The sequence below is a fragment of the Streptomyces sp. NPDC040545 genome, from assembly GCF_055595065.1.
In genome coordinates this window covers 38,928-51,668 of sequence record NZ_JBVIWA010000017.1, presented here as the reverse complement: position 1 = coordinate 51,668, position 12,741 = coordinate 38,928, and the positions used below count along the sequence as shown (strand labels likewise).

16 protein-coding genes are annotated in these 12,741 nt (G+C 67.6%); all 16 read left to right on the top strand.

Annotated features, from left to right (window positions below):
- Positions 1-17: 17 nt before the first annotated feature.
- On the top strand, positions 18-242 hold the full coding sequence (locus tag ACZ573_RS27945; protein WP_471309023.1) for a hypothetical protein: 225 nt from the start codon (positions 18-20) through the stop codon (positions 240-242).
- Positions 242-2,176 carry a phage portal protein gene (locus ACZ573_RS27940; protein ID WP_471309021.1) on the top strand — a complete coding sequence of 645 codons (1,935 nt, stop codon included), beginning with the start codon at positions 242-244 and terminating at the stop codon, positions 2,174-2,176. The genes ACZ573_RS27945 and ACZ573_RS27940 overlap by 1 nt, the downstream gene beginning before the upstream one ends.
- Position 2,177: 1 nt before the next feature.
- Positions 2,178-3,059, top strand: a complete 882-nt coding sequence (locus ACZ573_RS27935) for an HK97 family phage prohead protease (protein ID WP_471309018.1) — start codon at positions 2,178-2,180, stop codon at positions 3,057-3,059.
- A 15-nt stretch (positions 3,060-3,074) separates the two neighbouring features.
- Positions 3,075-4,394 (top strand): phage major capsid protein, encoded by a 1,320-nt coding sequence (locus tag ACZ573_RS27930; protein ID WP_471309015.1) that lies wholly within the window; start codon positions 3,075-3,077, stop codon positions 4,392-4,394.
- Positions 4,395-4,494: 100 nt separating this feature from the next.
- Positions 4,495-5,088, top strand: coding sequence for an HNH endonuclease signature motif containing protein (locus tag ACZ573_RS27925; protein ID WP_471309012.1), 594 nt, complete (start codon positions 4,495-4,497; stop codon positions 5,086-5,088).
- Positions 5,089-5,103: 15 nt separating this feature from the next.
- Positions 5,104-5,316 (top strand): hypothetical protein, encoded by a 213-nt coding sequence (locus tag ACZ573_RS27920; RefSeq protein WP_471309010.1) that lies wholly within the window; start codon positions 5,104-5,106, stop codon positions 5,314-5,316.
- Positions 5,317-5,432: 116 nt separating this feature from the next.
- Positions 5,433-5,660, top strand: coding sequence for a hypothetical protein (locus tag ACZ573_RS27915; RefSeq protein ID WP_471309008.1), 228 nt, complete (start codon positions 5,433-5,435; stop codon positions 5,658-5,660).
- Entirely contained in the window at positions 5,650-6,192 is a 543-nt protein-coding gene (locus tag ACZ573_RS27910; protein WP_471309005.1) for a mobile element protein, read from the top strand. Before ACZ573_RS27915 ends, ACZ573_RS27910 begins: the two co-directional genes overlap by 11 nt.
- Positions 6,192-6,533: a hypothetical protein gene (locus ACZ573_RS27905; RefSeq protein ID WP_471309002.1), complete on the top strand. Its 342-nt coding sequence runs from the start codon at positions 6,192-6,194 to the stop codon at positions 6,531-6,533. Before ACZ573_RS27910 ends, ACZ573_RS27905 begins: the two co-directional genes overlap by 1 nt.
- Before the next feature lie 10 nt (positions 6,534-6,543).
- On the top strand, positions 6,544-6,825 hold the full coding sequence (locus ACZ573_RS27900; protein WP_471308999.1) for a hypothetical protein: 282 nt from the start codon (positions 6,544-6,546) through the stop codon (positions 6,823-6,825).
- Positions 6,822-7,262 carry a hypothetical protein gene (locus tag ACZ573_RS27895; RefSeq protein WP_471308995.1) on the top strand — a complete coding sequence of 147 codons (441 nt, stop codon included), beginning with the start codon at positions 6,822-6,824 and terminating at the stop codon, positions 7,260-7,262. The genes ACZ573_RS27900 and ACZ573_RS27895 overlap by 4 nt, the downstream gene beginning before the upstream one ends.
- A 52-nt stretch (positions 7,263-7,314) precedes the next feature.
- Positions 7,315-8,082: an Ig-like domain-containing protein gene (locus ACZ573_RS27890; protein WP_471308992.1), complete on the top strand. Its 768-nt coding sequence runs from the start codon at positions 7,315-7,317 to the stop codon at positions 8,080-8,082.
- Between the two features lie 72 nt (positions 8,083-8,154).
- The gene (locus ACZ573_RS27885) at positions 8,155-8,502 is read left to right on the top strand and encodes a hypothetical protein (RefSeq protein WP_471308989.1); all 348 of its coding nucleotides are present in this window, start codon (positions 8,155-8,157) and stop codon (positions 8,500-8,502) included.
- 2 nt (positions 8,503-8,504) lie between these two features.
- Complete coding sequence (locus ACZ573_RS27880) at positions 8,505-8,849, top strand: hypothetical protein (RefSeq protein ID WP_471308987.1); 345 nt, start codon at positions 8,505-8,507, stop codon at positions 8,847-8,849.
- A 134-nt stretch (positions 8,850-8,983) separates the two neighbouring features.
- On the top strand, positions 8,984-9,262 hold the full coding sequence (locus tag ACZ573_RS27875) for a hypothetical protein (protein WP_471308985.1): 279 nt from the start codon (positions 8,984-8,986) through the stop codon (positions 9,260-9,262).
- An 18-nt stretch (positions 9,263-9,280) separates the two neighbouring features.
- Positions 9,281-12,739 (top strand): phage tail tape measure protein, encoded by a 3,459-nt coding sequence (locus ACZ573_RS27870; protein WP_471308982.1) that lies wholly within the window; start codon positions 9,281-9,283, stop codon positions 12,737-12,739.
- Positions 12,740-12,741 lie beyond the last annotated feature (2 nt).

Below are 12,741 nucleotides of genomic sequence, written 5' to 3'. Positions count from 1 at the left end.
GCCTGATAGGAGGCCGCATGTTCGCCTGGCGTCGCACCGCGGTGCGCAAGCGCGTGATCGTGAACCTCGCTGACAAGGCCTTCTCCGGGGTGCTGTGGGCTAAGCGCGGCCCGCTGCTGGTCCTGCGTGACGCCGAGCTGCTGGAGCCGGGACGGGCGGCGCAGCCCATGGATGGCGAGGTCGTCATCGAGCGGCACCGGATCGAGTTCACCCAGGTTCTCGCGACGGGCGGTGGCGGCTGATGGCGTTCGTGGTCTCCTCCGGCCAGCTCGCGGTGACCGGCGCCGGCGTCACCCCCGGCTATGCGGCGATGCCGTTGTCAGCAGCACCGTGGGAGTACGAGACGATCTGGCGCACCCAGCCGCAGGTCCGCACGGTGATCGGGTTCCTTGCCAGGAACATCGCCCAGCTGGGCATCCACACCTTCCGCAGGGTCAGCGACACTGATCGCGAGCGGCTGACGGATCACCCGCTGGCGAAGCTGCTTGCGGCGCCGATGCCTGGCATGACTGCCTACCGGTTCGTCGAGCGGATCGTCTCGGACGTCGCGCTCTATGACGACTGGTACGGGATCAAGCTGAAGCTCGACGGTGAGCTGCGGATCCTTCCCGTACCGCCGTCCTTGATCCGTCCGCACGGCGGGAACTGGATCGCCCCCAAGTACTACGAGACTGCGGGCGGCCGGGACTTCGCGATCGACGAGGTCGTCCACATCCACGGCTATGCGCCTGACAATCTGACCGTCGGCTCCTCGCCGATCGAGTCGCTGCGCGAGCTGCTCCTCGAATCGTCCGAGGCGGCCCGCCAGCGATCGCAGATGTGGAAGGGCGGGGCCCGACTGACGGGTGTCCTGAAGCGTCCGGCTGACGCACCTGACTGGGGGCCCAAGGAGAAGGTTCGCTTCCGAGAGATGTGGCGGACGTTCTCCCAGGGCGGCGGCGCCGAGGGCGGCACGCCGATCCTCGAGGACGGCATGGACTACGTGCCGGTCGGCTTCAACCCAGAGCAGGCCCAGTACATCGAGGCCCGCAAGCTGACGAGGGAAGAAGTCAGCGCCGCCTACTTCATCCCGCCGCCACTGATCGGGATCCTCGATCACGCCACTTACTCCAACATCAAAGAGCAGCACGCCCACCTGTACCAGGACACGCTCGGGCCGTGGATGGTGATGCTGCAGCAGGAGATCGTGGCGCAGATCCTGCCTGACCTGCCGGGTGACAACGGCGACGTCTACTGCGAGTTCAACATCGACGCCAAGCTCCGAGGCTCCTTCGAGGAGCAGGCAGTCGCGGCGTCAACGGCGACGGGCCGGCCGTGGATGACGGTCAACGAGACGCGTGCTCGCAACAACCTGCCGGCGATCGACGGCGGCGATTCGCTGATCACTCCGATGAACGTGACCGAGGGCGGGCTTGCTTCGCCGCGGGATACGGCGCCGGATCCGGCGGCGCTCCCAAAAGCGCGGGGCCTGGCGCTGGTCAAGGGCGGCAGGCCGGCTGAACTGGGAACCGCGGCGACCGAGGCCGAGGCGTTCGCGACGTCGCTGGAGAAGTGGACGAAGCGAGCCGCCGACCGGCTGCTGGTGGCCGCGGGTGCCAAGGCAGGCGACATGCCGGACCTGCTGGCGCTGTGGGCCGCCGGCTCCGAGGACCGGCTCGCGCAGCTGGAAGCGCTGCTTGCGGACCACGGATACCGCATGGCCCAGGTCGGCGCCTGGGAGGTTCTGAACACCTGGAACCCGGATGCCGAGAACTGGTCGGCCGACGCGATGCTGGCCTGGATCCTCGCGGCCGCGCACACGCACGCGGAGCAGCACGAGGAGGCCGGCCGCAAGGCGGTCGCCACGGTGCAGGAGCGTGGCGGCGACGGCTGGCGCGAAGACTTGCAGGGCGCGGCCCTGGCTTGGGAGTCGGCGGCCACCGTCCGCGCCGCGACGGCCACGACAGAGCTCCGCTCCTTCGGCGGCCACGATGCCGCCTCAGCGTCCGGTCTGGTGAAGAAGATCTGGCGGACCGGCGGCCGCAACCCGCGGCCCTCACACAAGGCCCAGAACGGCGAGTCCGTCAGCCTCGACGACGTGTTCTCCAACGGCCTCCGGTGGCCGGGCGACGGCCAGGGCAAGGTCGACGAACTCGTGAACTGCAACTGCACTCTCGACTATGCGAAGGAGGGATGACGTGCGCACCAAGGATTTCACCGCGAGGGTGAAGGCGGCGGGCGTCGCCGACGGGCTGGCCGAGGGGCAGTTCGTGGCGATCGTCAGCGTGTTCGGCAATGAGGACTCGGTGGGCGACGTCGTCCGTCCGGGCGCGTTCACGGAGACGCTGGCCGAGTGGGGCGAGAAGGGTGACCCGATCCCGGTGATCTGGTCCCACGCCTGGGGTGATCCTTTCGCTCACGTCGGCGTCGTCGTCAAGGCTGTCGAGACCCTGCAGGGGCTGGAGGTCACTGGCCAGATCGACGACCTCGACACCAATCCGACCAGCGCCCAGGTGTACCGCCTACTCAAGGGCAGGCGCGTCACCCAGTTCTCCTTCGCCTACGACGTCAAGGAAGGCGCCTGGGTCGAAGACGAGAACCACAAGTTCGGCGGCTACTACGAGCTCCGCCGACTCAAGCTCCACGAGGTCGGACCGTGCCTAGTCGGCGCCAACCAGGAGACCGAACTCCTCGCGGCCAAGGCCCACGGCCTGGCTCGCGGCGCGAAGGCCGGCCGCGTTCTCAGCCAGGCCAACTACGACTCCCTCACCCGCGCGCACGAAGCGATCGGTGAGGTCCTCGCGGCGGCAACGCCCGAGAAGAGCAAGACCGAAGAGAATCCGACCGAGGAATCCGGCAAGCAGGCCGCCGAGGCGGCCGCGGGCACCGAGCCCTCCGCCCAGCCCGACGGGACCCTGCCCGGCCAGGAAACCAAGGCCGAACCCATCCCCAGCAGCACAGAGGAAGAGTCCACGCCAGACCCCCGCGAAGCGTCCGCAGAGGATGCCGCCAAGGTCGGTGCCGCCGCCTCCCGCCTGCTTACTCGCCTGGATCTCGACCTGCTCGAGCTGGGCGCTTAACCGGAACGAGGAGACATGACCGTCAAGATCGACGAACTCACCGAGCAGATCAAGCACCACCTCACCGAGGCGCGCGCCATCGCCGCGAAGGCCGAGGCCGAGGACCGCGACTTCACCGACACGGAGCGATCCGCCCTCAACGAGCACATGGCCAAGGCCACCGAGGGGAGCGACGAACTGAAGAAGGCCAAGGGCGACGCCGCCCTGCGGTCGACGCTGGCCGGTCTCGGTGACGACATCGGCCTCAACGAGAAGAAGTCCGGCGAGCGGCGCACTCCCGCTGGCCTGATCGTGCCCGACGAGAAGACCTCTCTCGGTGAGCACTTCGTAAAGTCGGCCGAGTACGCGGCCCTGATGGGCACCACCGCGAACGGCCAGTTCGGCGCCAAGCAGCGCGTCCAGTCCCTGCCCGTCGGATACAAGAGCCTGGTCACCGGCCTGTCCGACACCTCCGCCGGCGCGTTCGTCAACAACGACCGCATCGGGATGCAGGTCGCCCTCGAGGCATTCCAGCGCCCGCTGCGGCTGCGCGACGTGGTCACCAACGGCACGACCACGTCGGACACGGTCGAGTACGTGCGGATGACGTCGACCACAAACAACGCGGCGCCGATCGCCGAGGCCACGTCCTCGGCAGCGCCGACCGCTCCCGGCGGAGCTGGTGCGCTGGTCAACAACGCGGGCGGAGGGTACAAGCCCGAGTCGGCGCTGGCCGCCGCCAAGGTCACCACCCCGGTGCGCACGATCGCACACTGGATCCCGGTCACCAAGCGGGCTCTCAGTGACGCGGCCCAGATCAGGACCCTGATCGACGCCTTCCTCCGCTACGGGCTGGAGGAGGAACTCGAAGACCAGATGATCTCCGGTGACGGTACCGGCGAAAACTTCGAGGGCCTCAGCAACGTCTCCGGCGTCCAGGCCCAGGCCTGGGACACCAACGCTCTGACGACCACCCGCAAGGCCAAGACCAAGGTCCGCACCGTCGGCCGCTCGGTCGCCAACGCTTACCTCCTCAACCCGGCAGACCTGGAAACGATTGACCTCCTCCAGGACAACGAGGCCCGCTTCTACTTCGGCGGCCCCTCCAGCTCCGGCTCGGCTGGCACCCTCTGGGGCGTCCCGGTCATCGAGACCGAAGCGGTCCCCGCGGGCACCGGCTACGTGGGCGACTTCCGCAAGGCGGTCCTCTGGGACCGCGAGCAGGCGTCCATCCAGATGACCGACAGTCATGCGGATTTCTTCGTGAGGAATTTGGTGGCAATCCTCGCGGAAATGCGCGCTGCCTTTGGGGTGCTGCAGCCCAACGCATTTGTTGAAATCGACCTCACGGCCTGATATCCCCGATAAACTGCGGGAATAAGAAGCGCCCCGGGTTGGTGCTACCAACACCTCGCCGGGGCCTGCCGGAATACCTGATCTAAGCAGGAGACCGAGCGTGTCTCAGACTAAGGCCTGTGCTCGTTGTAGCGCAACGAAGCCCGTAAGCGAGTTCCCTGTGGGGAAGCGCTGGAGCGACGGACTGTTCCCCTACTGCCGTGAGTGCAAGCGGGCGTCGGACCGGGCGTCCTATGCGAAGAATCGCGAGAAGCGGCAACCCGTCAAGCGTGACTACTACGCAAGAAACGCAGAGACGCTTAAGGAACGGGCCATCACTTCCTACCGAGCCAACCCGGCAGTCGTGAAGCGGCGGGCCGCCAAATGGGCTGCAGAGAATCCTGAGAGGCGCCGCGAGATTCGCGCCAATTCGCAACGGCGCGCCTACGTTCTGGATCCAGAGCGGAAGCGGGAGGTGTGGCGGAGGCGTCATGCCGCAATCAAGCGGGGCGTAGCGGTCTACCGGTTCAGTAGCGATCACGTCGCTGCCAAGGTGGCCTACTGGGGCGGTCGATGCTGGGTCTGCCGCGTCCCATACGAGGCGATCGATCACGTCAAGCCGCTGGCCAAGGGTGGCCCGCACATGCTGGCGAATCTTCGCCCGATCTGTACGAGCTGCAACACGAGGAAGCGCGACCGCTGGCCGCTTCCCTAACCAAGGAGTAAGGGCATGGCCTATCTCAACGCTGGCGCGGGCGCTGCTCGCGAAGGCAGGCAAGCCACAGCCGTGGCCGACGCCGCGGCCGCCACTTCCGTGGTCGCCGCTGGCGCCAACCCGACAAAGGCCGAGTACGACGCCCTGCGCGCCGACTACCTGGCACTCCGCACCAAGGTCAACGCGCTGCTCGCCGCGATGCGGACATCCGGCCAGCTTGCGCCGTGACCCTGTTCACCCGGCAGACGGCTCGAGGGCGGTGCCCGTGCGGCGCCGAGCATGCGGCGTGCGGACCGCCCTCGACCGCCATTCCCGTCGATCAGCACATCGTGGAGGTGTCCGCCATGAGCGGCCCGCTCAGGAAGTACCGGTACATATCGCCCGGCGGAAGCGAGTCCGTCCTCAAGCTGAGCGCGGAGGATGCCGAGCGTCACGGCCTGTCCGACGAGGATCTCGTCGAATCAGGCAGCAGCGCGAAGGCAGCTGACACGGACCCGAACAAGGCGCGTACCGCCGCGGCCAACAAGGCGCGTGCGCCTCGCGGCAAGGGCGGTGCGGGTGGTGGCGACTGACACTCCGCTGGCCGACCCGGCACGGCTGGCGCTCTACCTGCGAGTCCCGGCTGACGACCCGCTTCTGCTCGAGGTTCTCCGCTCCGCGTCGCAGCGGTTCCGGGGGGCAGCCGGCCACGCGGTCGATCTGATCGAGGACGAGGTCATCACCCTCGACGGCAACGGCCGGCAGTCACTTCTGCTTCCGGTCTGGCCGACGACCGCCGTCAAGAAGGTAATCCTTGAGGGCGAGGAGCTCGTCGAAGGCACGGACTACGACTGGTCCGAGGCGGGCATCCTGCGCCGCCTCAGCTGTCAGGTTTGGCCCGACAAGCTCCGCTGCATCGAGGTCACGTACAGCCACGGCTGGACGGAGATCCCGTCCGACATCTCGGACGCGGTCATCGAGCAGGCGCGCGCCAACTATCGGGCCGAGCCCGGCGTGAAGTCGAAGGCCGTCGGCGGGCAGTCCGTGACCTGGGAGACGGGCGTCACCAGTCAGTGGTCCGCGGCCGTCGAACGCCATCAGGTTCAGACTGGGAGCGACGCCTGATGATGTTCAACCAGACGCTCGTCCGGGTACGCGCGGGCACGCGCCCGGACCGCGGCGGGAACACGGTCGCCGACTGGACGACCGCTACCCGCCTGACCGTCGAGCAGGTCAACATCCAGCCCAGCGTCCAGCAGGAGTCCCATGACGAGACCCGCTCGTCGAAGGTCACCGGCTGGCATGTCCAGTCCGCCGAGGGCACCGACCCCGACATTCGCGCGGACGACCGCATCGAGTGGGACGGTCTGACTCTTGAGGTCGACGGAGAGGTCGCGCGCTGGCCGGACCTGTTCGTGAACGCGGTGCACCACATCGAGTTCGAAATGAAGCGGTCCACCGGATAGGAGGCCTGCTGTGCTGGAGAAGTTCGAGCTGGACGCGGCCGGCGTGCGGGAAGTCCTCAAGGGCCAAGGAGTCCGCGACCTGGTGGACGGCTGCGCCCAGCAGGTCGCCGACAACGTCAAGGCGAGCGTCCGTGACGGTGTCCCCGTCGAGGTTCGCAAGTACACGACGGACCGCGGCGCGGCAACGGTCGTCGTGGCCGATGTGCGCGGCATGGCGTGGCAGGCCCGTGACGGCATCCTCACCCGCGCGGCCGCTGCCGCCGGCCTTGAGGTGAAGGCCTGGCAGCAGTGAAGCCGCTCGTTGTTTTCGGAGACGTGCAGGCCGCGGGCGCCACTCTCCTGCGGACGGCACTGACCGGCCGCCATGAGACCTACGCCAACGGAGTCACCGTAGGAACCCGGGTCCCGGGCGACCGGTCACCGGAGACCCCGCATCTGCCTTACGTCATGGTTCGCAAGGACTCCGACTTCCCGCATCAGTCCATGGCCAATGCCCGCTGCACGCTGCGCGTCACCGTGTGGCACAAGGACGCCGACCAGGCACACGACCTGGCGATGCTCTGCCAGGCCCTGCTCCTGATCCACTCCGGGCCCGTCATCCGCGGTACCCGGCCCGGCACTGGCCCGATCGCGGCGGTCGACGAGGGCGCAGAGCGGGCCGCCTCCGGCATCGACCTCAGCACGTTTACCGTCCTCGCCAACGTCAAACCCCAGGTGCTCAGCGCCTGATCTGGACCGCCGAACTGCGACGACAACCCCTTACCCAATGAAGGAGGACGCCGTGGCCGGCGACCCGCTGAAGGCAAATCTGTGGACGGACGCGGACGTCTACATCTCAACCAACCTCTCCGCGACCCTGCCCGCCAACGCGGGTACCCCGTTCGGCGTGGACTGGGATCTCGTCGGTCTCCTCGACGGCGACGACGGCTTTCCCGAATCCCGCGACGAGGATACCGACGACAAGTTCGCGTGGGGCGGCATCCTCGTCAAGACGTCGCGCAATCACTTCAAGATGACGAAGAGCTTCACCGCCCTGGAGGACAACGACACCACGTTCTCGCTCCTGTGGCCCGGCTCGTCCTCCACTCAGATCGTCGTGCCCCGCCCGGCCAAGGTGCTGGTCGCGTTCGAAACGCGCGAGGGCAACAAGGTCCGGCGTCTGATCACCGCGAACTACGCGGAAGTCTCGCTCGACGGAGACCACGGCGAGAACGAGACCGACCTCGAATCTATGACGTTCGTCGCGACGATCTATCCCACCGGCGGCGGCGTCCTCTTCGACCGCCAGAACACGCCGACGATGACCGCCCTGGACGTCACGCCTGCCACCAAGACCCTGGCCCCCGCGGCGATCGGGGCGCTCGTCGCCACGGCCACCTACAGCGACCTGTCCACGGCGATCGTCACAGCGTCCGCGTCGTGGGTGTCCAGCAACCTGACCAAGGCGACCGTCGAAAGCGGCTACGTCACGGCCGTGGCCACCGGCTCCGCCACCATCACCGCCTCCTACGGCGGCTTCTCCGACACCTGCGCGGTGACGGTCAGCTGACCGCCGGGGCGCGGCCTTCGTCGCGGTTCGGCCGCGCCCCGGTGCACCCCTCCGAACCGCGACAGGAGCGTCATGCCCCTCAGCTACACCGACCAGCAGATCCACGACAAGGCCGTCCACCTCGGCCTGATCCCGCACGACGCCGACCTGCCCCGCCATCTGCGCGGCAAGGTCGTCGCCGCCATGGCCTACGGCGACGCCACCGAACAACAGCAGGCCCCCGAGCCGCAGCTTGCCCAGGAGATCGTCATCCAGCCGGGCGGCGCGATCCTCGTCGATGGCAAGCCTTTCCCCTGGCTCGTCGCCACCCAACCCATGGAGATCGGCCTTAACCCCGACGGCATCAGCACAGTCCGCTTCACCCTGATGGCCGCCACGGTGCAGGTCATCCGCCCCGAACCGCGAGCCGAAAGCGAGTAGTTATGGCCACCCGAACCGCGACCGCCAAGCCGGCCGACGACCAGCCGTTCGACTTCAACCTCGACGCCGTCGAAGCCGAAGTAGAACTCCGGCCCTTCCGAGTCCACTTCGGTGGCCGGCGATTCGAGTTCACCCACATGCAGGAACTCGACGCGTGGGACACCATCGAAGCTGCCGAGGGCGGCGACGTGGGCGTCGTCGTGAACAGCATGAAGCTCGCACTGGGCGACCAGTGGGAGGAGTTCCGCAAGGTGCCCATGCCGCAGCACAAGCTCATGCGGCTCTTCAAGGCGTGGCAGGCGCACTCCGGAGTCCAGTCGGGGGAATCCGAGGCCTCCGGGAACTGATCCGGAGGCACGGTCGGGCCCTCGAGGCAGACCTCCGCAGCGAGTACGGAGTCCGTCTCCGAGACCTGTTCACCGGCGGACTGACGTGGCGAGAGCTCGCCTCCTACGTCGATGGCCTGCCGCCCGGCAGCCGGGTGCGTACCGCCCTCAACGGCGGCCGCCCGGAGCCGACACCTGAGGCGGTTCTCCTCGCCGACCTGTTCGACATGCTCCAGAACGTCGACTGGCACATCGTCGCCAGCAACGTCGAGAAGAAGTCGAACCTGCCGAAGGTACCCAAGCCGTACCCGCGCTGGTGGCTCAGAGCACCGGCGTCCAAGACGTCGGGCGCTGATCGCGTGGCCCGGCTCGAAGCCGCCCGCGAACGCAGGCGCGAGCGCGCGGAAGCCATAGCTGACGGCCGAATCGCCTGACCTGACTGGGGGTGCCGGGTGCCGAATGTCGGCTACGCAACGATCCAGATCATTCCCTCCGTTCGCGGGATCGCCGACGAGCTGCGCAGCCAACTCGTCGGCCCGTCCGAGGACGCAGGCGCGGACGCCGGTGAGGCTGCGGGCGGCAGCCTGAAGGAGAAGCTCCTCATCGGCGTCGCGGCGGCGGGCGTCGCGGCGGGCGCTGTCCTCGTCGCCGGCATCGCCGAGGCGATCGAGCAAGCGGGCATCACGTCCACGCTGCAGGCCCAGCTGGGTGCGACCGCGAAGGACGCCGGGAAGTACGGCCAGGTCGCGGGCAAGTTGTACAGCAAGGGCATCACCGAGACGTTCCAGGAAGGCGCGGACGCGATCCGTGCCGTGGTCAATGCCGGCCTCGTCTCCCCGGATGCCACGAACGCCCAGCTCGAATCCATCGCCGGGAAGATGAGCGACGTCTCGGTGACGTTCGCTACGGACATGGAGCGGCAGACCGAAGCCGTCGCGGCGATGTTCAAGAACGGAGTCGCGCCGTCGGCAGAGGCCGCCCTCGATCTGATCACGGTCGGCTTCCAGAAGCTGGGCCCGAACGCGAACGATCTCCTGGACACATTCCAGGAGTACTCGATCCAGTTCAAGAAGCTGGGCATCGACGGCGAGGAAGCGCTCGGCCTGTTCCAGCAGGGCATCGCAGCGGGCGCCCGGGACACCGACATCATTGCCGACGCGTTCAAGGAATTCGGCATCCGTGCGATCGACATGTCCACGTCCTCGCAGGACGCGTACAAGGCGCTCGGGCTGGACGCAGAGAAGATGTCCCTGCAGATCGCGAAGGGTGGCGACACTGCGGGCGAAGGCCTGCAGATCGTCCTCGACAAGCTTCGCGAGATGAAGGATCCGGTTGCCCAGAACGCGGCGGCCGTCGGCCTGTTCGGCACACAGGCCGAAGACCTCGGCAACGCCCTGTTCGCGCTGGATCCGAACACCGCCATCGACGGCTTCGGCCTGATCACCGGCGCCGCCGGCGAGCTGGGCAAGACGCTCCACTCCGGGCCCATGCACGAACTGGAAGTCTTTGGCAGGACCATCAAGCAGAACCTGATCGACCTCCTCACAAGCGAAGTCCTGCCCGTCATGCTGGAGGTCGCGCACGGGTTCAACACCTACTTGCTGCCGCCGATTCTCGCCGTCACCACGGCGGTCGGCGGCCCGCTCATCGCTGCCCTGAAATTCCTACTCGGCGTCGGCCTGTCGGTCGTCGACTGGCTGCGCGAGTGGGGCGTCTGGCTGACCCCGGCCGCGATCCTCATAGGCGGGTTGACGATCGCCCTCAACGCGCAGGCCATCGCTACCGCCGCCGTGACCGCGGTCTTTTCCATCTACCGGGCGGCCATCCTCATCGGCACGGCGGTGACGTCCGGTTTCACCGCAGCGCAGGCGCTGCTGAACGCGGTCATGGCACTGAACCCGATCACCCTGATCGTGATCGCGCTCATCGCTCTGGCCGCCGCCATCGTCATCGCCTACAGGCGCAGCGAGACCTTCCGGGCCATCGTGCAGGCTGTATGGGCGGGTATCCAGACGGCGGTCATGTGGGCCTGGGAGCGCGTCATCAAGCCCGCTCTTGAGGGCTTCATGACCGGCCTTCGGGCCGTGGGCGATGCGGCCGTGTGGCTGTGGAACTACCTGCAGCCTGCGCTCTCTCTGATCGGGTCCGCGTTCCGTACCCTCGCCACGATCGTGCTGACCATATTCGTCCTGCCGACCGTCGTCGCGATCAAAATGCTCGGCGCGATCTTCGGCTGGCTGTGGGATGTGGCGATCAAGCCCGTCTTCGACCTGATCGCTGCCGGGGCAATGTGGCTGTGGAGTAACGGAATCAAGCCGGCGATCGACAACATCGTTGCCCTGTTCCGGTTCGCTGGAGCCGTTGCCATGTGGCTGTGGACCAACGCGATCAAGCCGGCGTGGGACCTCATCGCCGCAGGCTCGAAGTGGCTGTGGGCGAACGGCATCAAGCCGACGATCGACAACATCGTGTCGATGATCCGCGTCCTCGGCGCGGCGGCGATGTGGCTGTGGCAGAACGCCATCAAGCCCGCATGGGACGGGATCGGTATCGCGATCCGATGGGTGTACCAGACGTTCATCAAGCCGGCGTTCGACAACATCTCGAAGGGAATCGACTACGTCCGGGACAGCTTCAAGACCGGGGTCGACGCGATCGGCAGGATCTGGGAAGGCCTGAAGGACATCGCTCGCAAGCCCGTCCAATACCTGGTGGACGTGGTGTACAACGACGGGGTCCGAAAAGTCTGGAATGCCGTTGCGGAGTTCACCGGCTCCAAGCAGCTTGGCGTGCTCCACTTCGCCTCAGGCGGCTCTGTCTTCGGCGCCGGCACCGCCACCTCGGACAGCATCCCAGCCCTGCTCTCCAACGGAGAGCACGTGTGGACGGCCCGCGAGGTACGGGGCGCGGGCGGCCATGCGGCCGTCGAGGCACTCCGGGCGCGGGCTGCCCGCAGCGGCTCCGCCTTCGCCAACGGCGGGGTGGTCGGTGTCCCACGCTTCGCGGACGGGGGTGTCGTGGACTGGCTGTCCGGCAAGGCCCGCCAGATCGGCGGCGCCCTCATGGACGGTATCGAGTTCATGACGAGCCCGAGTCAGGCCTGGGATGTCGCGACCAAGTTCATCCGCGACCAGATCGGCTCCAACCTGACCGGGTCGCAGTGGGCGCAGGCACTCAGCCAGTTCCCGATCAAGATGCTGCAGAGCCTGAAGGAGAAGGTCGTCTCCGCGGCGGAGGGTCTCATCGGAGGCTCGGCCTCGGGCTCGGTCGCCGCGGCCATGGGCTTCGCCCGCTCGCAGGCCGGCAAGCCCTACCAGTGGGGTGGCGCGGGCGATCCTTCATGGGACTGCTCGGGCTTCATGTCCGGGATCCAGAAGGTCATCCAGGGGCTGGCTCCTGGCGGGCGTCTGTGGTCGACGTTTTCCTTCCAGGGGGACACCGCCCCGGCTGGCTGGCACCGCAACCTGAAGAGCCCATTCATGATCGGCATCACCAATAACGGGGTCGGCCACACCGCCGGAACCCTGGCCGGCATGAACGTCGAGAGCCGCGGCGGGGACGGTGTCGTCGTGGGCGCACGCGCCCGCGGCTACGACAACGCACTCTTCCAAACCCGATACGGCTTCGCGCCCGCCCTCAAGAAGTACGACTCAGGCGGCTGGCTCCAGCCAGGAGTCACCACCGCAGTCAACGCCAGCGGTAGGCCTGAGGCGATCCTCACCGCACCCCAGTGGCGGCTCGCCGAAAGCGCGCTCGCCAACTCTGCCCGAGGGATCGGCCCCGGTGACCAGCTCACGCTCGTCGTCGATGGTCAGGAGTTCCACGCCTACGTGGACGATCGGGCCGACGGGCGCGTAACGGCAGGAATGCGGGGCCTCCGGAACACCGTGACATCAGGCCGAAGGGGGTAAGC

What these genes read in the sequence shown, in the direction of transcription:
- ACZ573_RS27945 (WP_471309023.1), top strand. Translation starts at nt 18, where the DNA reads ATGTTCGCCTGGCGTCGCACCGCGGTGCGCAAGCGCGTGATCGTGAAC.
- ACZ573_RS27940 (WP_471309021.1), top strand. Translation starts at nt 242, where the DNA reads ATGGCGTTCGTGGTCTCCTCCGGCCAGCTCGCGGTGACCGGCGCCGGC.
- ACZ573_RS27930 (WP_471309015.1), top strand. Translation starts at nt 3,075, where the DNA reads ATGACCGTCAAGATCGACGAACTCACCGAGCAGATCAAGCACCACCTC.
- ACZ573_RS27920 (WP_471309010.1), top strand. Translation starts at nt 5,104, where the DNA reads ATGGCCTATCTCAACGCTGGCGCGGGCGCTGCTCGCGAAGGCAGGCAA.
- ACZ573_RS27915 (WP_471309008.1), top strand. Translation starts at nt 5,433, where the DNA reads ATGAGCGGCCCGCTCAGGAAGTACCGGTACATATCGCCCGGCGGAAGC.
- ACZ573_RS27905 (WP_471309002.1), top strand. Translation starts at nt 6,192, where the DNA reads ATGATGTTCAACCAGACGCTCGTCCGGGTACGCGCGGGCACGCGCCCG.
- ACZ573_RS27885 (WP_471308989.1), top strand. Translation starts at nt 8,155, where the DNA reads ATGCCCCTCAGCTACACCGACCAGCAGATCCACGACAAGGCCGTCCAC.
- ACZ573_RS27880 (WP_471308987.1), top strand. Translation starts at nt 8,505, where the DNA reads ATGGCCACCCGAACCGCGACCGCCAAGCCGGCCGACGACCAGCCGTTC.